Source organism: Streptomyces sp. NPDC048257, from assembly GCF_043201855.1.
Classification (GTDB): domain Bacteria; phylum Actinomycetota; class Actinomycetes; order Streptomycetales; family Streptomycetaceae; genus Streptomyces.
Window position 1 is genome coordinate 192,619 of the sequence record NZ_JBICZI010000011.1, and the last position, 18,545, is coordinate 211,163.

Annotated in this window: 19 protein-coding genes; 7 read left to right on the forward strand and 12 right to left on the reverse strand. The window is 72.3% G+C overall.

The genetic code is table 11. From position 1 onward, the window contains the following. Nucleotides 1-19 precede the first annotated feature (19 nt). Entirely contained in the window at nucleotides 20-493 is a 474-nt protein-coding gene (locus ACGFZK_RS22595) for a hypothetical protein (RefSeq protein WP_393850667.1), read from the reverse strand. Nucleotides 494-919: 426 nt separating this feature from the next. On the opposite strand from ACGFZK_RS22595, the gene ACGFZK_RS22600 reads away from it, so the two are divergent. From ACGFZK_RS22600 to ACGFZK_RS22615, 4 genes are read left to right on the forward strand one after another with little or no spacing between them, the layout of a single operon-like run. After that, nucleotides 920-3,760: a nitrate- and nitrite sensing domain-containing protein gene (locus tag ACGFZK_RS22600; RefSeq protein WP_393850668.1), complete on the forward strand. Its 2,841-nt coding sequence runs from the start codon at nucleotides 920-922 to the stop codon at nucleotides 3,758-3,760. Further along, nucleotides 3,757-4,194 (forward strand): roadblock/LC7 domain-containing protein, encoded by a 438-nt coding sequence (locus tag ACGFZK_RS22605; RefSeq protein WP_030016314.1) that lies wholly within the window; start codon nucleotides 3,757-3,759, stop codon nucleotides 4,192-4,194. Before ACGFZK_RS22600 ends, ACGFZK_RS22605 begins: the two co-directional genes overlap by 4 nt. A 43-nt stretch (nucleotides 4,195-4,237) precedes the next feature. Further along, nucleotides 4,238-4,672, forward strand: a complete 435-nt coding sequence (locus tag ACGFZK_RS22610; RefSeq protein ID WP_393850688.1) for a DUF742 domain-containing protein — start codon at nucleotides 4,238-4,240, stop codon at nucleotides 4,670-4,672. Then, a complete protein-coding gene (locus ACGFZK_RS22615; RefSeq protein ID WP_030016310.1) occupies nucleotides 4,653-5,279 on the forward strand; it encodes an ATP/GTP-binding protein in 627 nt (208 codons plus the stop codon). Before ACGFZK_RS22610 ends, ACGFZK_RS22615 begins: the two co-directional genes overlap by 20 nt. Before the next feature lie 195 nt (nucleotides 5,280-5,474). On the opposite strand, the gene ACGFZK_RS22620 is transcribed toward ACGFZK_RS22615, so the two are convergent. From ACGFZK_RS22620 to ACGFZK_RS22635, 4 genes are read right to left on the reverse strand one after another with little or no spacing between them, the layout of a single operon-like run. Beyond that, complete coding sequence (locus ACGFZK_RS22620) at nucleotides 5,475-6,665, reverse strand: lipid-transfer protein (protein WP_393850669.1); 1,191 nt, start codon at nucleotides 6,663-6,665, stop codon at nucleotides 5,475-5,477. Next, entirely contained in the window at nucleotides 6,662-7,117 is a 456-nt protein-coding gene (locus ACGFZK_RS22625) for a Zn-ribbon domain-containing OB-fold protein (RefSeq protein WP_393850670.1), read from the reverse strand. The genes ACGFZK_RS22620 and ACGFZK_RS22625 overlap by 4 nt, the downstream gene beginning before the upstream one ends. Before the next feature lie 57 nt (nucleotides 7,118-7,174). Continuing rightward, nucleotides 7,175-7,519 (reverse strand): Mpo1-like protein, encoded by a 345-nt coding sequence (locus tag ACGFZK_RS22630; RefSeq protein ID WP_393850671.1) that lies wholly within the window; start codon nucleotides 7,517-7,519, stop codon nucleotides 7,175-7,177. A 13-nt stretch (nucleotides 7,520-7,532) separates the two neighbouring features. After that, nucleotides 7,533-8,213 carry a M15 family metallopeptidase gene (locus tag ACGFZK_RS22635; protein WP_393850672.1) on the reverse strand — a complete coding sequence of 227 codons (681 nt, stop codon included), beginning with the start codon at nucleotides 8,211-8,213 and terminating at the stop codon, nucleotides 7,533-7,535. Nucleotides 8,214-8,242: 29 nt separating this feature from the next. Between ACGFZK_RS22635 and ACGFZK_RS22640 the strand changes: the two genes are divergently transcribed. Next, entirely contained in the window at nucleotides 8,243-8,752 is a 510-nt protein-coding gene (locus ACGFZK_RS22640) for an NUDIX domain-containing protein (RefSeq protein ID WP_393850673.1), read from the forward strand. Nucleotides 8,753-8,792: 40 nt separating this feature from the next. Here ACGFZK_RS22640 and ACGFZK_RS22645 read toward each other — a convergent pair whose 3' ends face one another. The 4 genes from ACGFZK_RS22645 to ACGFZK_RS22660 form a co-directional block, all read right to left on the reverse strand. Then, entirely contained in the window at nucleotides 8,793-9,230 is a 438-nt protein-coding gene (locus tag ACGFZK_RS22645; RefSeq protein ID WP_393850674.1) for an SRPBCC domain-containing protein, read from the reverse strand. Between the two features lie 10 nt (nucleotides 9,231-9,240). After that, nucleotides 9,241-9,597, reverse strand: coding sequence for an ArsR/SmtB family transcription factor (locus ACGFZK_RS22650; RefSeq protein ID WP_393850675.1), 357 nt, complete (start codon nucleotides 9,595-9,597; stop codon nucleotides 9,241-9,243). Beyond that, the gene (locus ACGFZK_RS22655; RefSeq protein WP_393850676.1) at nucleotides 9,594-10,085 is read right to left on the reverse strand and encodes an SRPBCC family protein; all 492 of its coding nucleotides are present in this window, start codon (nucleotides 10,083-10,085) and stop codon (nucleotides 9,594-9,596) included. The genes ACGFZK_RS22650 and ACGFZK_RS22655 overlap by 4 nt, the downstream gene beginning before the upstream one ends. Before the next feature lie 128 nt (nucleotides 10,086-10,213). Continuing rightward, nucleotides 10,214-12,562 (reverse strand): TIM-barrel domain-containing protein, encoded by a 2,349-nt coding sequence (locus tag ACGFZK_RS22660; RefSeq protein ID WP_393850677.1) that lies wholly within the window; start codon nucleotides 12,560-12,562, stop codon nucleotides 10,214-10,216. A gap of 221 nt (nucleotides 12,563-12,783) precedes the next feature. Here ACGFZK_RS22660 and ACGFZK_RS22665 point away from each other — a divergent pair, with 221 nt between their 5' ends. Both ACGFZK_RS22665 and ACGFZK_RS22670 read left to right on the forward strand, forming a co-directional pair. After that, on the forward strand, nucleotides 12,784-14,766 hold the full coding sequence (locus ACGFZK_RS22665) for an acetoacetate--CoA ligase (RefSeq protein WP_393850678.1): 1,983 nt from the start codon (nucleotides 12,784-12,786) through the stop codon (nucleotides 14,764-14,766). Between the two features lie 63 nt (nucleotides 14,767-14,829). Beyond that, the gene (locus tag ACGFZK_RS22670) at nucleotides 14,830-15,744 is read left to right on the forward strand and encodes a hypothetical protein (RefSeq protein ID WP_393850679.1); all 915 of its coding nucleotides are present in this window, start codon (nucleotides 14,830-14,832) and stop codon (nucleotides 15,742-15,744) included. Between the two features lie 70 nt (nucleotides 15,745-15,814). Here the strand turns inward: ACGFZK_RS22670 and ptsP are convergent, their stop codons facing one another. The 3 genes from ptsP to ACGFZK_RS22685 all read right to left on the reverse strand — a co-directional run. After that, on the reverse strand, nucleotides 15,815-17,485 hold the full coding sequence (gene ptsP / locus ACGFZK_RS22675; RefSeq protein ID WP_393850680.1) for a phosphoenolpyruvate--protein phosphotransferase: 1,671 nt from the start codon (nucleotides 17,483-17,485) through the stop codon (nucleotides 15,815-15,817). 74 nt (nucleotides 17,486-17,559) lie between these two features. Then, nucleotides 17,560-18,009 (reverse strand): PTS glucose transporter subunit IIA, encoded by a 450-nt coding sequence (locus ACGFZK_RS22680; RefSeq protein WP_393850681.1) that lies wholly within the window; start codon nucleotides 18,007-18,009, stop codon nucleotides 17,560-17,562. A gap of 341 nt (nucleotides 18,010-18,350) precedes the next feature. Further along, nucleotides 18,351-18,545 (reverse strand): hypothetical protein (locus tag ACGFZK_RS22685; protein ID WP_393850682.1); only part of this gene is annotated, 195 nt, incomplete at its 5' end.

Consider the following 18,545-nt stretch of genomic DNA (forward strand, 5'->3'; position numbering starts at 1 on the left):
CGGCACCGCCCCGGGGGCGTCAGCGCGTGGAGTACCGGCCGGAGGCCGCCAGAGGGCCGTCCTCGCGGGGTATTCGGCCCGCGGCGGGCTCCCGGGCGGTCCGGGCCGTACGGGCCGCCCGGCGGGCCTCACGGCGCCGCCTGCGCGCCGTGCTGCTCGGCTCCGACAGGACCCCGTACCGCTGGTTCCAGGTCTGCCGGGTGATCCACACGTCCAGCACGCCCCAGGTGGCCACGATCGTCCCGGCGATCGCCCCGAGTCCCATCGGGAGGGCCAGCCAGGACCCGCTCAGGGTCAGGAAGAACGTGATCGTCGCCTGCGTCAGGGTCACGGCCACGATCAGCATCGCCCGCACCGCGGACGTCCGCACCGGGTCCGGCATCCGGCGCCGCCGGGCCGGCTCCTCGACCCACAGTCCCCGGTCCCCCGTGTCGGCATCCGCACCCGCACCCGCACCCGCACTCACACCTGCGCCGCCTGCATCACTGCTCATGGTCCGCTCACTCCCCACCGCGCGGTCCGCCGTCCCCGCTCGTCACGTCCACTCACCACGTCCACGCATCACGTCTACCCACAACGCCCGCTCCGACGTGCCCCCTCGAACAGACAGACGTTCGGCGGCGCCCGGAGATTCCCGAATCGCGGATACCTTCACAGGGCCGGAACGATCGCGGAACGAATAATTCCAGCCATCCATCGGGTTGCAGGAACTGACGCCCCACCAAGTGTCATCTGCCACATATCGGGCCGCTCTTGACCGGAAGTGTCGGACAACTGGTGATCTTCGCACCGGGGTCAGGCCGAAAACGTCCGGACACCCCTTCGAAGCTGCTCCGGAGCAGTAGTAGGCTCACGCCGTTTAAATGACGGAACACCGACCCCCGGTAACGGGGTTGACCTGGGGGAGGCTGGGGAGGCCATGCGCTTTCGCGGGAAGTCCATCCGCCGGAAGATCGTGGCGTTGCTCCTTGTGCCGCTCGTCTCCCTGACCGCCCTCTGGGGCTTCGCCACAGTCATCACCGGCCGTGAGGCCGTTCAGCTCTTCGACGTGGCCTACATCATCGACAAGGTCGGCTACCCCGTGGAGGACGTCGTCCGCGTCATCCAGAAGGAGCGGCGCCAGACCCTCGTCGTCCTCGGCGACCCCCGGGCCGCCACGGCCACGGCCGAACTCACCAAGCGGCGCGCCGAAACCGACGAGGCCGTCGAGCAGATCAGCGTCAGTGCCCGTGACCCCAAGGTCATCGACGAGCTGAGCCCGCAGAGCGCCCAGCGCCTGCGCTCGATCGTCTCCGCCTTCCACGGCATCGGCTCCATGCGCCGCTCCGTCGACCAGAACGCCGTGGACCCCACCCAGGCCCTGGAGCTCTACAACCGGCTGGTCGACCCCTGCTACGACTTCCTCATGAACCTCCACGGTCTCGACAACGTGGAGGTGGACAAGGAAGGCCGCGCCCTCGTCGGCATCAGCCGCGCCCGCGAACTGCTCTCCCGCGAGGACGCCGTCGTCGCCTCCGCCCTCGCCGCGCGCAACGTCACCGCTCCCGACGTCCGCCACGTCTCCGACTTCGTCGCCAACCGCACGCTGCTCTACGAGTTCAACCTCGTGACCCTCCCCGCCGACGACCGCGAGCGCTTCGAGCAGTACTGGAAGGACCCCGAGACCAAGCCCCTGCGCGACGCCGAGGACCGGTTCATAGCCGGCGGCGCGGTCAACAAGCCGCGCAGCGTCACCGCTGCCCAGTGGGACGAGGCCTCCGCCAAGGTCCTCGACGACCTGGCGGCCATGAACACCGCCGCCGGCGACCGCTACCAGGAGCGCATCGAGCCCGTCGCCCGGAACGTCATGGTCCAGGCCGCCGCCGCCGGTGTCCTCGGCTTCCTCGCCCTGATCGTGTCCCTGATCCTCTCCGTGCGCATCGGCCGCGACCTGGTCCGCGACCTGTCCCGGCTCCGCAAGGATGCCCACGAGGCCTCCGGCGTCCGGCTGCCCAGCGTGATGCGCCGCCTCGCCGCCGGCGAGCACGTGGACGTGGAGACCGAGGCGCCCCACCTCGAGTACGAGAAGGACGAGGTCGGCCAGGTCGGCCAGGCCCTCAACACCCTCCAGCGCGCCGCCGTCGAGGCCGCCGTCAAGCAGGCCGACCTGCGCCGCGGCGTCTCCGAGGTGTTCGTCAACCTGGCCCGCCGCAACCAGGTGCTGCTGCACCGCCAGCTGACCCTCCTCGACACCATGGAACGCCGCACCGAGGACACCGAGGAGCTGGCCGACCTCTTCCGCCTCGACCACATGACCACCCGCATGCGCCGGCACGCCGAAGGCCTGGTGATCCTGTCCGGCGCCGCGCCCTCCCGCCAGTGGCGCAAGCCCGTCCAGCTGATGGACGTCGTACGCGCCGCCGTCGCCGAGGTCGAGGACTACGAGCGCATCGAGGTACGCCGCCTCACGCGCCTGGGCATCGTCGGCCCGGCCGTCGCCGACATCACCCACCTCATCGCCGAACTCCTGGAGAACGCCACCGTGTTCTCGCCGCCGCACACCGCGGTCCAGGTGCACGGCGAGCGCGTCGCCAACGGCTTCACCCTGGAGATCCACGACCGCGGCCTCGGCATGACCCCGGAAGCGCTGCTCGACGCGAACCTCCGGCTCGCCGAGACCCCCGAGTTCGAACTCTCCGACACCGACCGGCTCGGCCTGTTCGTCGTCAGCCGCCTCGCGCAGCGCCACGGCGTCAAGGTCGTCCTGCAGCCCAGCCCGTACGGGGGCACCACCGCGGTGGTCTTCCTCCCCGTGACCCTGCTGACCGAGGCTCCCGAGACCAACGGCTCGGGCGCACGGTTCGACGGAGCCCGGGCCGCCGTCAAGCCCGGCAGGTCCGACAAGCCCGGCCACTTCGGCAGGACCGCGTCCGAGCGGCCCTCGCCCGCCGTCATGGAGCGTGCGCCGTCCGGACGCCCGCTGCCCGTCGCCGAACTGCGCGGCCCGGTCGAACTGGAGGCCCCGCTCGTGGGCGGCGGCCTGGACCGGCTGGACGGCCTCGACGACCCCACGGTGCGCGAGGACGCCCCCACGGCGATCACGAGCCGCACCGGGGCCGCCGGCCGCCCCGTCATGGCGACCCTCGACGACGAGACCCCGCCGAACGGCACCCCCCGCAGTGCCCTCCTGGGCCTGCGCCCGGCGGACCGGCCGCACACCGACCGGCACGCGGAGCGCGGCGGTTCCCGCAGCGGCTCGCGCGACGACTCCCGCAAGGGGGACCGCGACCGCGAGTCGCACGCCCCCACCGGGCCGGTCCGGCTCGACACCCAGCGGGTGGAGGCCTCACGGCCGGACGGCGCCCGCTCCCAGGGAGCCGTACCGCTGCCGCGGCGCCGCACGACCCCGACCCTGGTGGCCGATCACGGCCGCCGGGTGGAGCGCCCGGTGTCCGTGGTCCCGCAGCCCTCCCCGGCCTCCGCGGCCGGATCCGATGACACCGGCGCCGCACCCGGCCCCGGCATCGGCGGGCTGCCCCGCCGGGTCCGCCAGGCCAGCCTGGCGCCCCAGCTCAAGAAGACCCAGTCGGCCGCCCCCGCCGAAGCCGCCCCCGACCAGGTGGCCGACCGCGACGCGGAAGACGTACGTACGCGCATGTCCGCACTCCAGCGTGGCTGGACCGCGGGCCGCAACCAGCACGCACAGCAGAAGTCCGAGACCGGGGCAGGCACATCCGCCGCCGGCGGTCCCGCGAACGAGAACGAAGGGGACGGTCGATGACCGCACCGCAGACCGGCAACGACACCAGGGGCCGCGGCTCCGGCCCGCTCAACTGGCTCCTCGACGAGCTCGTCGACCGGGTCGGCTCCATCCGCAAGGCGGTGGTCCTCTCCGGCGACGGCCTGCCCACCGGCAGCTCCAAGGACCTGACCCGCGAGGACAGCGAGCACCTGGCGGCGGTCGCCTCCGGCTTCCACAGCCTGGCCAAGGGCGTCGGCCGGCACTTCGACTCCGGCCGGGTCCGCCAGACCGTGGTCGAGCTCGACGAGGCCTTCCTCTTCGTCATGGCCGCGGGCGACGGCAGCTGCCTGGCCGTTCTGGCCGACGCCGACTCCGACGTCGGTCAGGTGGCCTACGAGATGACGCTGATGGTCAAGCGCGTCGGCGACCACCTGGCGACCGCCCCGCGCACCGGGCTGCCAGCCGGAGGGTGAGTCGTAGGGCATGAGTGATTCAGGCCAGGACCACCCCACGGACATCCCCGCCGGTTTCCCCGTCGACCCGTCCTACTCCGACCCCGACCAGCTGGACCCCGACCACGCGCACTGGTTCGACGACGACGCGGGGCCCGTCGTCCGCCCGTACGCCATGACCCGCGGCCGGACCAGCCACGCGGGCCAGCACCGCCTCGACCTGATCGCGCTCGTCGTCGCCGAACCGGCGGCCGACGATCCGGTCTGGGACATGACCCTCTCCCCGGAACACGCCCACATCCTCGGGCTGTGCCGGGGCCGACCACAGTCGGTCGCCGAACTCGCGGCCGATCTCGACCTCGCCGTCGGGGTCGTCCGCGTCCTGATCGGCGACCTGGCCGACGAGGAACTGGTCCACGTGACCAGGCCGGTACCGCCGGCCGAACTGCCTGATGAATCCATTCTGCGTGAGGTGATCGATGGCCTTCGGGCGCTTTAGCCGCACCGGTGCCATGCACGCGGTGTCGCCGGTCGAACCGCTGACCTTGAAGATCCTGGTCGCGGGCGGCTTCGGGGTGGGCAAGACCACCCTGGTCAGTGCGGTGAGCGAAATCAGACCCCTGCGCACCGAGGAACGGCTCTCCGAGCCGGGTGTCGGTGTCGACGACACCGGGGGAGTGGAGGGCAAGAGCACCACCACCGTGGCCATGGACTTCGGGCGCATCACGCTCCGCGAGGACCTGGTGCTGTACCTGTTCGGCACGCCCGGACAGGACCGCTTCTGGTTCCTGTGGGACGAGCTGGCGCAGGGTTCGCTCGGCGCCGTCGTCCTCGCGGACACCCGTCGCCTCGCCGACTGTTTCGCCGCCATCGACTACTTCGAACGGCGCGCGATCCCGTTCGTGGTCGCGGTCAACTGCTTCGACGGAGCCGACCGGCACCCCGTGGTGACCGTACGGACGGCACTCGACCTCGATCCCGGGGTACCGGTGCTGCTGTGCGACGCGCGGGACCGGGAATCCGTGAAGGACGTGCTGGTGGGGGTCGTGGAGCACGCGATGTCCCTGGCGCGCGAGCGGCGCCGCAGCCTCTCGGCGGGGGCCTGACCCCGCGCCCCGTGGGCGGCCGAGTACGAGGGCCCGTACAGCGGGCCCGACATGGAGGCGACCCGTACCCCCGCCGACTGGGGTACGGGCCGCAGCTCTCACGGGGGGTCTCGGGTCCCGGTCGCGGCGCGGGACTGTGGAGCGAGTGTGAACCTGCCGCCGGGGGCCGTCAAGCGTTCGGACGACACCGGCTGTTCAGCGCACGGCGACGACGGCCGACCCGTGCCCGAACAACCCCTGGTTGGCGGTGATCCCGGCCCGCGCGCCGGGCACCTGCCGGTCCCCGGCCGAACCGCGCAACTGCCAGGTCAGCTCACACACCTGAGCGATCGCCTGCGCCGGCACCGCCTCCCCGAAGGAGGCCAGCCCGCCACTGGTGTTGACCGGGATCCGGCCGCCGAGGGCCGTCGCCCCCTCCCGGACGAGCTTGGCCCCCTCACCCTCCCCGCACAGCCCGATGTCCTCGTACCACTCCAGTTCCAGGGCGGTGGACAGGTCGTACACCTCGGCGAGCGAGAGGTCGTCCGGGCCGAGCCCCGCCTCCTCGTAGGCGGCGCGTGCGATCGAGGACCGGAAGGACCCGGCCGCCGGCGCCACGGCCACCGCCGAGTCGGTGGCGATGTCCGGCAGGTCCAGCACCGTCCGCGGATACGTGGGCGTCACCGTCGACACGGCCCGGATCCGCACCGGATCGGCCACCCCGCGCGCCCGCGCGAAGTCCATGCTGGTGAGCACCAGCGCCGCGCCCCCGTCGGAGGTCGCGCAGATGTCGAGCAGCCGGAGCGGATCGGCGACCACGGCCGAGGCCGCGACCTCCTCGGCGGTGACGCTCTTGCGGTAGCGGGCATGCGGATTGAGGAGCCCGGCCGCCGCGTTCTTCACCTTGACCCGGGCGAAGTCCTCCAGGGTGTCCCCGTGCAGCGCCATCCGGCGACGGGCGTAGAGCGCGAAGTACGCCGGATTCGTGGCACCCAGTACGCGGAACCGCAGCCAGTCCGGATCGTCGGGGCGGTCGCCGCCCGCCGGTGCGAAGAACCCCTTGGGGGCGGCGTCCGCGCCGACCACGAGCACCACGTCGGCCAGGCCCGCCAGGATCTGCGCGCGGGCCGCCCCGATCGCCTGGGCGCCGGACGCGCAGGCCGCGTACACGCTGGTCACCCGTGCGCCCTGCCAGCCGAGGGCCTGGGCGAAGGTGGCTCCGGCCACGTAGCCCGGGTAGCCGGAGCGCACGGTGGCGGCGCCGACGATCGACTGCACGTCCGTCCAGTCCAGTCCCGCGTCGGCCAGTGCCGCCCGCGCGGCGGTCCGCCCGTACTCGACGAAACGGCGGCCCCATTTGCCCCAGGGGTGCATACCGGCCCCGAGGACGGCGATGTCGGCGCTCACCCGATGCCTCCCACCGGCCGGAACTGCCAGGTGGTCCAGACGGTCCCGGCGTCCTCGCCGAGCACGCCCCCGACCACCTCGACCTCCATCCCGACCGCCAGATCGGCGACGCCCACCCCGGGCGCGGCCTGCCCCAGCACCACGATCCCCTCGGCCGCCAGCTCGACCGCGACCAGCGTGTACGGCTCCCAGGGCGTGGCCGGGTCGGACACGTACGGCGCGGGCGGCCGGTAGCGCCCGTCGGTGTAGGACCAGACCCGGCCCCGCGGGGACAGCGGCACCTCGAGGAGCTCGCCGTCGCCGCCGCAGTGCGGATTGCGGCAGTGCGCGTCCTCGCGCGGGAAGAACACCGCGGTGCAGGCCGAGCACCGGGTGCCGAGCAGCCGGAAGCCGCCGTCCGCGGCGGACCCGGTGAACCACCCGCTCACCACGGGTGTACGTGTGCGTGTCAAGATCCCTCCCATGCCAGACAACTGACGGAGCGTCAGAAGTCTGTCACGGGTGGCGTCTCAGGGGCACCCGTTCTCCGCCAGCCACTTCCGGGCGATCACGCCCAGCTCCGCGTCCCGCCCGGCCAGCATCATCCGGATCATCTGCGCGTCCCCGCGCAGTGACCAGCCCGGATGGCCGAAGGTCGCCGGATTGTTCCTCTCGATCAGGAAGTGCGCGGGCCAGGCCGTCCCGTACCCGATCAGGGGAAGGGCGGCGAGGTAGCGCCTGCGGCCGCGCGCCAGCCCGTAGGCGGTCACGGCCAGACCGGTGAGCGTGCCGGTGAGATGGACCCAGCGGGTGGCGGCGCGCGAGTGCATCGCGACGTAGTACGGCCAGAACTCCTCGTACGAGCTGAAAGTCATGCGGGCACGGTACTCACGGCCGCACGGCGGCGACAGCGACGGGGAAGTCGAAATACGTGTCGGGATAGGCCTCGGGCCGGTACGTGAAATGCCACCACTCCTCGGGCAGGTTCACGAAGCCCTGCTCGCCCAGCACCCGCTTCAGCAACTGCCGGTTGGCGCGGGCGGCGCCCGTGACCCGCGGATCGTCGGTGTGCGAGAGCGGATCGAAGAAGTCGAAGGGGGTCCCCATGTCGACCTCCCGGCCCGGGAGTTCCACCAGGGTCACATCCAGCGTGCTCCCGCGGCTGTGCCCGGACCTCTCCGCGATGTACCCCTCGGGGATCAGCCGACTGCGCTCCACGTGCGGATGGAACTCCGCCTTCGCCTCCCGGTCGCCCGGACCGTCCGCCGCGCCCGCCCACCGCACGAACCGGTCCACCGCCCGCTGCGGCCGGTAGCAGTCGTACACCCGCAGTGAGTAGCCGCGCCGCAGCAGCCGCCGCTGCGCCCGGCGCAACGCCTCGGCCGCGGGCCGCGCGAGCAGGCACTCCGGCTCGTCATACCCGTCCACCACCCCGCCGGTGAAATTCCGCACTCCGGCGTACCGCATGTCCTGCCCGATGCTCGGATCCACCTCGCGCAGCACCACGAACCCGTCCGGCGCCGCCGCCCCGCCGGCCAGCACCGCGAGCAGCCCCACAACAGCCGTCATCCGCATATCCCTTGGCATACCATCGCCGAATGCCGGCACACCTGAAGGACTCGCACTGCTCCACCTGCGGAGCGCCGTACTCCACCCCTACGTGGCCCCGTTCCTGCCAGGCCTGCGGGGCGAGTGCCTACCGCAACCCGCTCCCGGTGGCCGTCACCCTCCTCCCCGTCGAGGACGCGGAAGGCACCGGCCTCGTGGTCATCACCCGCACCATCGAACCGGCCCTCGGCGGTATCGCCCTCCCCGGTGGCTTCATCGACTTCGGCGAGGACTGGCGCGACGCGGTCGTCCGCGAACTCTTCGAGGAGACCGGCATCACCGCCCCGGCCGCGGAGGTCACCCTGGCCGACGCCCTGAGCTCGCCGGCCGGCCACCTCCTCCTCTTCGGCCTCCTCCCGCCCCGCCCGGCCGCCGACCTCCCCGCCTCGAAGCCGACGGAGGAGACCACGGGCTGGCGCATCCTGCGCTCCCCGTCCGTCCTGGCCTTCCCCCTCCACACCCAGGCGGCGGCATCCTGGTTCGCGGGCTCGTACGCCTGAGTCCGGCGACGGCGCCAGGGGGACAGCGGCAGGTGCCGGATCAGTGCCAGTTGCCGATCTGTACATCGCGCGGATGCGGCGCGCCGGTGCCCGTCTCCACCAGGGACTTCAGGCTCATCAGAAAGACCGCCCACTTGGTGCTGCAGTGGTTCATGAACTCGACCGGTTCGCGCCAGCCCGCGTGCGTGAACAGGAGGATCGTCCACTCGCCTTCCCGGGCCAGCTCGAATCCCACCGTGGTCCCCACCCACTCGGCCGGGCCGTCGACCACCTCCCACAGCACCCGGGCGTTCGGCCGCAGGTCGAGAACCTTCATGTCGAAGCCGCCGACGTCACCGAAGCGGAACTCGAGGACGCCGTCGCCGTTCCCGCTCGTGTCGGTCGTCCACCACGCGGCCAGACCCTCGACCGTGGTGAGCGCTTCGTAGACCTTCTCCGGGCTCGCCGTGATTCCGACCCGGTGCAGGATGTCCACCATCTCCGTCTCCTTACTCCTCGGATTGCCTCTGCGTGTTCCTGTCTCGTTGGATCGCCTCGGCCAGGCTCTTGACGCGCCGCAGGCGGGCGTCCCACGTTTCGCCGACGGAGTTCAGCTGTGCCACGGCACGGGCCAGCTGGGCCTCGTCCACCCGGTAGCGCTTCTCCCGTCCCGACGGCGCGGACCGGACGAGTCCGACCCGGTCGAGCACGGTCAGGTGTTTGGTCACGGCCTGCCGGGTCACCGGCAGCTGCGCGCTGAGCGTCGTCGCGGTCCCCTGGCCCTCGGCCAGCAGGAGGTCGATCATGCGGCGCCGGGTCGGGTCCCCTATCGCGGACCAGAGGTCGTCGTCGACGGAGGTGTTCATCGCGCGGCCGCCAGCCGGTCTGCGGTCGCGACCAGGCGCGGCAGGTAGAGGTCCCAGCCCTGCCGGTGGTCGTTGTAGTGGGCTTCCAGCACGGCGGCCTCCCAGCCCCGCTCGCGGTAACCGCTCTCGCGGAAGCGGACCGTGGTCCCCGCACCCTCCGGGACGAGCTCGAAGGTCACCAGCAGCGAGTTGCCGGGAGCGGCCGCCTCCGCCTCGTCGTAGATCCAGCGGAACGAGAACAGCCGGGGCGGGTCGGCCGCCACGACCGTGAACGGTGCGGTCTCGTGCCGGCCGGTCTCCGCGTCCGTCCATGTGAGGCGGCCCGTCGCACCTGCGGCCGGCTCGAAGGCGGTCTCGGCGCTCCACCACTCCCGGATGTGCTCGGGGCTGCTGAGCACCTCGAACACCACCTCGGGCGAGGCGTCGATGTGCAGCTCGCGCTCGATGCTCCCGTACTCCGTGCTCTCGTAGTCCATGGCCGTCTCCATCTTTCGCAACCTTCGGTTGCATATAAAGCTAGCCCACGTCCGACTGATGTGCAACCAATGGTTGCGTGATCGGCTGGGTACGCCGGCACGGCGACGGTGCAGCGGGACAGGGCCCCGGGCCCGTCCCGCTACAGCCCCCGTACGGTGACCCCCGCCACCGGCGCGCCCGCCTCGTCCTCCACCAGCACCGCGTCCCCCACCCACCGCACCGTGTACCGCTCCACCTCGCCCGCCCCGAAGCCCGGCCCCGGGTCCCGGATCACCACCCCGCCCCCCGTACGCCCCCGCGCCGGGGCCCAGACCTCCAGCTCCACCCCGTCGCCGGAGGCGGCACGCACCGGCAGCAGGGCCCCCGCCCGTGCCAGCACCGGGATCCGGCCCTGCGGGGCGTCCAGCAGGATCTGGCCCGGGCCCTCGTACGCCGCCCCCGTCGCCGTGTCGTACCAGCGGCCCCGAGGCAGCCGCACCGCCCGCCGGTCCGCCCCGCACTCCAGCACCGGCGCCACCAGCAGCGCATCGCCCAGCAGGAACGCGTCCTCGCAGTCCCGCAACTGCCGCTCCTCCGGCGTTCCCCACCACACCGGCCGCACGTACGGGGCGCCCGTCCGCCGTGCCAGATGGGCCAGCGTCACGAAATACGGCCGCAGCCGCTCCCGCTCCGCCATCACCGCCGCGGCCTGCTCCGCCACCTCCGGCCCGAACTCCCACGGCTCCCGCCGCCCCGCCCAGATCGCCGAGTGGGTCCGGAACAGCGGCAGGTAGGCCCCCAGTTGCAGCCACCGCACGTACAACTCCGGCGACGGGGACCCCCCGAAGCCGCCGACGTCCGGGCCCGAGTACGGCACCCCGCACAGCCCGAGCCCCAGCACCAGCGCCAGCGAGACCCGCAACCCCTCCCAGCTGGACTCCACATCCCCCGACCATGTGCCCCCGTACCGCTGCACCCCCGCCCACCCCGACCGCGAGAAGAGGAACGGCCGCTCGGCGGGCCGCAGCCGCACCAGCCCCTCCCACCCCGCCCGCGCCATCCCCAGCGCGTACACGTTGTGCCCCTCGCGGTGGTCGCCGCCCGCCCCCTCCAGCGCGTGCCGCGCGGACCTCGGCAGCGTGTTGTCCCCGAACGGCGCGAAGGACACGGGTTCGTTCATGTCGTGCCAGAAGCCGGCGAAGCCCTGCGCGAGCCGTTCCTCGTACAGCCCGCCCCACCACTCCCGCACCGCCGGATCCGTGAAGTCCGGGTACGCGCACTCGCCCGGCCACACCTCACCGCGCACCTCCTGACCCCGCGCGTCCCGTACGAAGGCGCCGCCCGTCCCCACCGCCAGCCCCGACGTGTGCACCCCGTCGCCCGCCTTCACCGCCGGGTCCACGATCGACACGAGCCGCACCCCCAGCTCCTGCAACTCCCGTGCCAGGTCCGGCAGATCGGGGAACCGCTCCTCGTCCACCGTGAAGACCCGGTGCCCGTCGTAGTGGTCGATGTCCAGGTGGACGGCCGACAGCGCAAGCCCGCGCGACGCGTACCCCGCCACCACCCGCCGCACCTCGTCCGCGCTCCCGAACCCCCACCGCGCGTGCTGGTAACCCAGTGCCCACTCCGGCGGCACCGCGGCGGCACCCGTCAGCCCCGACCACCCCTGCAGCACCCGCGCCGGCGTACCGACCAGCACCCAGCACCGCAGCGGCCCGCCCTCCATCCGCAGCACGCTCGTCCCCGGCCGGTCCGCGCCCGAACCGGCGCCCTCCTCACCCTCGCGCAGCACCACCCGCCCGTCCCACGAGTTGTCGTGGAACACCAGGTGCGTCCCCGCGTCCGCCACCACCATCTGCACCGGCATCGTCAGGTACAGCGGATCGACCCGCGGCCCGAAACCCCCCTTGGGATCCGTGTTCCACAGCCGGTACGCCCCGTCGCGCAGCCGCGGCCCCGCCGCCCGCCCGCCCAGCCCGAAGAACCGCGCGTCCGCCGCCACCTCGCTCCGCTGCAGCCACCGCGCCCCGCCCATCCGCGGATCCACCGGCTCCCACCACCGCGGTGGCGCCTCCCGCCGCAGCACCGCCCCGCCCGGCGTCCGCACCTCCACCGCCCCGTGCCGGGACACCGCCACGGTCACCCGCTCCGACACCACCCGCCAGCCGCCCCCGGTGTCCGGCTCCAGCCCGGCCCGCGGATCCGGCTCGGGCCCGTCGCCCACCACCGCGTACGAGGGCGTCGGCCCGGCCCCGTCCCAGCTCCAGAACACCGCGCCGCCCACCGTGACCCGCACCAGCAGCTCCGAGCGCGCGAACCGCAGCACACCCCCGCCCGGACGGGCCTCCGTACCGGTCAGCAGCCCCGGCACGCGCGCCCGCTCCGCGCCCCGGCGCTGGAGCCCCACCGCGTCCGCGCGCCGGTGGCGCCACGCCGAGCGCCAGGCGCGCCGCCCGCGCTCCGTACCCAAGTCCTTCACCGCACGTACCAGATCACGACCGTTCATGCCGCTCACCCTGCCACCGGCCCCCGGCCGAGGGGACGGCGTTCAGCTGCCGTTCACCCGGCAGCGGTGCCCCCGCGCCGATCACCCGACCCGCCAGGACAGCCCTGGTGCAGCGGACGATCACATGGCATGGTCCCTGTGAGCCGCCGCGCCCACACCCCCGCGCGATGGCACCGTACGCACACGAAGCGCGAGCCGCAGACTTGACCGGGAGCCCACCCATGACCTCAGCCACGCAGCCGGAACCCCTCTGGGCGCCGGGCCCCGACCGGATCGCCGCGGCCCGGATCACCGCCTTCCAGGCCTGGGCCGCCGAGCGCCACGGAGCCCCCGCCGAAGGCGGCTACCCCGCCCTGCACCGCTGGTCCGTCGACGAACTCGACACCTTCTGGCAGGCCGTCGCCGAGTGGTTCGACGTCCGCTTCACCACCCCCTACGAGTCCGTCCTCGCCGACCGCTCCATGCCCGGCGCACGCTGGTTCACCGGAGCCACCCTCAACTACGCCGAGCACGCGCTGCGCGCCGCCGAGGACCCGGCCCGCGCCGACGCCCCCGCCCTGCTGTACGTCGACGAGACCCACGAGACCGTCCCCGTCACCTGGGCCGAGCTCCGCCGCCAGGTCGGGTCGCTCGCCGCCGAACTGCGCGCCCTCGGCGTACGCCCCGGCGACCGCATCAGCGGCTACCTACCCAACATCCCCGAGGCCGCCGTCGCCCTCCTCGCCACCGCCGCCGTCGGCGGTGTCTGGACCTCCTGCGCCCCCGACTTCGGCGCCCGCAGCGTCCTCGACCGCTTCCAGCAGGTCGAGCCGGTCGTCCTGTTCGCCGTGGACGGCTACCGCTACGGCGGCAAGGAGCACGACCGCCGCGACACCGTCGCCGAGCTCCGCGCGGAGCTCCCCTCCCTGCGCGCCGTCGTCCACATCCCGCTCCTCGGCACGCCGGCCCCGGAAGACGCCCTGGAGTGGTCCGCCCTCACCTCGGGCGACACCGAGCCCGTCTTCGAGGCGGTCCCCTTCGATCACCCGCTCTGGGTGCTGTACTCCTCCGGTACGACCGGCCTCCCCAAGGCCATCGTCCAGTCCCAGGGCGGCATCCTCCTCGAACACCTCAAGCAGCTCGGCCTGCACTGCGACCTCGGCCCCGAGGACCGGTTCTTCTGGTACACCTCCACCGGCTGGATGATGTGGAACTTCCTCGTCTCCGGACTGCTCACCGGTACGACCGTCGTTCTCTACGACGGCAGCCCGGGCTACCCCGACACGGGCGCCCAGTGGCGCATCGCCGAGCGCACCCGGGCCACCTTGTACGGCACCTCCGCCGCCTACGTCATGGCCTGCCGCAAGGCCGAGGTCCACCCGGCCCGCGACTTCGACCTCTCCGCCGTGAAGTGCGTGGCCACCACCGGCTCCCCGCTCCCGCCCGACGGCTTCCGCTGGCTCCACGAGGAGGTCGCCGAGGACCTCTGGATCGCATCCGTCAGCGGCGGCACCGACGTGTGCAGCTGCTTCGCGGGCGCCGTCCCCACCCTCCCGGTGCACATCGGCGAACTCCAGGCCGCCTGCCTCGGCACGGACCTCCAGTCCTGGGACCCCTCCGGCAAGCCCGCCATCGGCGAGGTCGGCGAGCTCGTCGTCACCAACCCCATGCCGTCCATGCCGATCCACTTCTGGAACGACCCCGACGGCAGCCGCTACCGCGACAGCTACTTCGAGATGTTCCCGGGCGTCTGGCGCCACGGGGACTGGATCACGATCACCGACCACGGCTCGGTGATCATCCACGGCCGCTCCGACTCCACCCTCAACCGCCAGGGCGTCCGGATGGGCTCCGCTGACATCTACGAGGCCGTCGAACGCCTCCCCGAGATCAAGGAATCCCTGGTCATCGGCCTGGAGGAGCCGAACGGCGGCTACTGGATGCCGCTCTTCGTGCACCTGGTCCCCGGCGCCACCCTCGACGACGACCTGCGCGCCCGCATCAAGGCGACGATCCGCGAGGAACTCTCCCCGCGCCACGTCCCCGACGAGGTCATCGAGGTCCCGGGCATCCCGCACACCCTCACCGGCAAGCGCATCGAGGTCCCGGTCAAGCGCCTCCTGCAGGGCGCGCCCCTGGCCAAGGCCGTCAACCCGGGCTCCGTCGACAACCTCGACCTCCTCCCCTTCTACGAGGAGCTGGCCCGCACCCGCACCAGCGGCTGAGGTCACTGTCAGTGGCGTTGACTACTCTGAGTGAGCAAGCGATTGCGTCACTCAGGGGGAGCCATGCCACGCAGGAACGACACCACCGGTACGCACCGGACCCGCACCACCGACCGGCGCCGCACACTGCGCCGCGAGGTCCCCGGCACCATCGGCCTGCTGGCCGACGCCGGGGACTTCGCGGCCATGCGCGGCTACCGCAGCTTCACCTTCGACGACCACCAGGACTACCTCCACCACGTGGACGGCCTCCTCCGGTCCCTCGCGGCCCAAGGCATCCACACCACCGTCGCCCTCTTCGATCCCGACGAGTACGCCGAGTACTGCGGGGAGCACGGCCTCGACCCCGACACCGTGGAGACCCGCGCCCGTTTCACCGCCGAACTGGCCGGCAGCGGCGCCGTCCTTCCCTATGCCGGCCAGCCCATCGACGAGCTCGTCCCGCTCCTCGTCGACGAGGCCGTCCGCCAGGCCACCTGGGAGTACGCCACCGGGCTCCTCGCGGAAGTCGGCCGCTGCGCCGACTGCGGCGAGGACATCGGCCAGGCCTCCTTCGAACGCGCCACCGACGCCCTCAAACGCCTCGTGGCCGGCGCCGGCCCCGGCCACCACCACTTCGTCTGCAGCGTCCCGACCGAGGCACAGCAACTCGTCGCCGTCCTGCACGCCGACACCACCGACGACCCGGACGCCCCACCCCGCATCGAGGGACGGGAAGGCCTCGACTTCGTGACGGTCCTCGCCGCCGGGCTCGCCCTCGGCGGACCCGGGGGACTGGTGGTGCGCACCACCGCCGAAGGCCACCGGGACCGGGTCCACGGCTGGCGCCTGGACCGCGGCCGGCTCACCGCCCTCTCGGCCGCGGCCGTCTTCAACGCCTACTGCACCGACGCCGACACCGGAGACCCCGTCGCCCCCGAACCGGGCGTCGAATACTGCCCCGGGTACGAGGTCGACGCACCCGGACCCCACCACTGACCGGTCCCGGACGGACCGAGGGGCCCTCGCCACCGGCGAAGGCCCCTCGAAACGACACCGCACCACCCGGCTACTCGCCGGACAGCACCGCCTGCGCGGCCTTACGGGCCTCTTCGGCACTGTCCACCGCACGGGCGGCCGCCGCGGCACGCTCACACTGCGCCAGCGTGTACTTGGCGAGCGTCGCCCGCACATAGGGAATCGAAGCGGCACCCATCGAAAGAGAGGTGACACCCAGACCGGTCAGCACACAGGCCAGCAGCGGGTCGGAAGCGGCCTCGCCACAGACACCACAGCTCTTGCCCTCCGCCTTGGCGGCATCCGCCGACATGGCGATCAGGTCGAGCAGCGCCGGCTGCCACGGATCCTGGAGCCGGGACACGGCGCCGACCTGGCGGTCGGCGGCGAAGGCGTACTGGGCCAGGTCGTTCGTACCCAGCGACAGGAACTCGACTTCCTGGAGGATCGAGCGCGCCCGCAGCGCGGCGGAGGGGATCTCCACCATCGCCCCGAACTTCGCCTTCAGACCGGCCTCCCGGCAGGCGTCCGCGAAGGCCTTGGCATCGATGCGGTCGGCGACCATCGGGGCCATGACCTCGAGGTAGACCGGCAGCCCCTCGGCCGCCTTGGCCAGAGCGGTGAGCTGCGTCCGCAGCACGTCGGGGTGGTCCAGCAGCGAGCGCAGCCCGCGCACGCCCAGCGCCGGGTTGGGCTCGTCGCCCGGAGTCAGGAAGTCCAGCGGCTTGTCGGCGCCGGCATCGAGCACCCGGACGACGACACGGCCCTCGGGGAAGGCCTCGAGCACCTTGCGGTAGGACTCGACCTGCTTTTCCTCGGACGGCGCCTGCTTGCTGTCGTCCAGGAACAGGAACTCGGTGCGGAACAGACCCACACCCTCAGCCCCGGCCTCGACGGCGGCCGGCACGTCGGCGGGCCCGCCGACGTTGGCCAGCAGCGGCACCTTGTGACCGTCGGAGGTCGCACCGGGACCGGACGAGGCGGCCAGCGCCGCCCGGCGCTCGGCGGCCGCGGCCTCCAGCTCGGCCCGCTTCTCCGGAGACGGTTCGACGAACAGGTCACCCGTGCTGCCGTCCACCGCGATCACCGTGCCCTCGGCGATCTCACCGGCACCCGGCAGCGCCACGATCGCCGGCACGCCCAGCGCCCGCGCGAGGATCGCGCTGTGGCTGGTCGGCCCGCCCTCCTCGGTCACGAAACCGAGGACCAGCGCCGGGTCGAGCAGAGCGGTATCGGCGGGCGCCAGGTCCCGCGCGATCAGCACGTACGGCTCGTCGCTGTCCGGCACACCTGGCATCGGGACACCCAGCAGCCGCGCCACGATGCGGTTGCGCACGTCGTCCAGGTCGGCCACGCGGCCGGCCATGTACTCCCCGGCCCCCGCGAGCAGGTCGCGGTACGCGGCGAACGCGTCGTACACACCGCGTTCGGCGGTGCTCCCGACGGCGATCCGCCGGTCGACGTCCGCCATCAGCTCGGGGTCCTCGGCGATCATCGCCTGGGCCTCGAGCACGTGCTGGGCCTCGCCACCGGCCAGCTGGCCACGCGCGATCAGATCGGCCGCCACGGCACTCACGGCCTGACGGGCGCGCCCCTGTTCGCGCGCCGCCTCATCCGAGGTGATCTGCCTGGCCGGCGGCTCCAGAACCGCCGTGCCCATGTGCCGCACCTCGCCGATCGCCACCCCGTGGCTCACGCCGACGCCTCGCAGCGTTGTCTCCATTTCACCCGTCTCCGATTGAGCGGCGGGCCGAGCCGCCGCGGTGGATGTCCGACCCGCCCGTACAGGCGGACGCGTCACTGCCAGCTGAAGAGAGCGTCGTCAGCCTTCACGTCGCCGGACTCGACGACGTCGGAGAGGGAATCGGCCGTTGCCTCGAGCGCCACGACGGGGCAGATCGGCGACTTGCCGGCTGCCTCGACCGCAGCGGGGTTCCAGCGGATGACGGTCTGGCCGCGGGTCACGGTGTCGCCCTTGTTCACGAGGAGCTCGAAGCCCTCGCCGTTGAGCTGAACCGTGTCGATCCCGAGGTGCGTGAGTACACCGTGACCCTCGCCGTCGACGACTACGTACGCGTGCGGGTGCAGGGAGACGACCACACCATCTACGGGGGACACCGCCTCCGAGGGCTCGCGCACGGGATCAATAGCGGTGCCCGGTCCCACCATCGCGCCGGAGAACACCGGATCGGGCACTGCCGCGAGTCCGATGGCGCGCCCGGCAAGTGGGGACGTCACGCTGGTCATGGGGGCCTCCCAGGGGTGGGGCTCTTCGTGTCGCCGTCACTACCTGTCGCGAACGGCGTACTCTTCAGAAGGATATGGCACAAGATGTTTGGGTTCGCCCGATGTTGGTCCCGATCCGGGCTGGCCCTTCGGCACGGAGACTAGTGGACTAGACCGGTGGACTAGACCATACGCCTTAATCGATTTGCTTGGGCACCCCCAGAGCTGTACTGTCGTGACTCCCGCCAGGACGCCTCGTGTGAACTTCTCGCGAACGGCCGATGGACGGGACTCCTCCTCTTCAGTATCGATCTTGATCTCTTCCCTCTTTTCGTATGCCTATTCGGCAATGCGGCGAGTGGTCAGGGAGACGGAAAACCACTGATAGAGTCGGGACCGCCGGAAAGGGAAAACGCGAAAGCGAATACCTGGAAAGCACCGAGGAAGTCGGACACGAAAGAGTCTGATAGAGTCGGAAACGCAAGAACAGAACGAAAGCCCGGAGGAAAACCCGCGAGGGTGAGTACAAAGGAAGCGTCCGTTCCTTGAGAACTCAA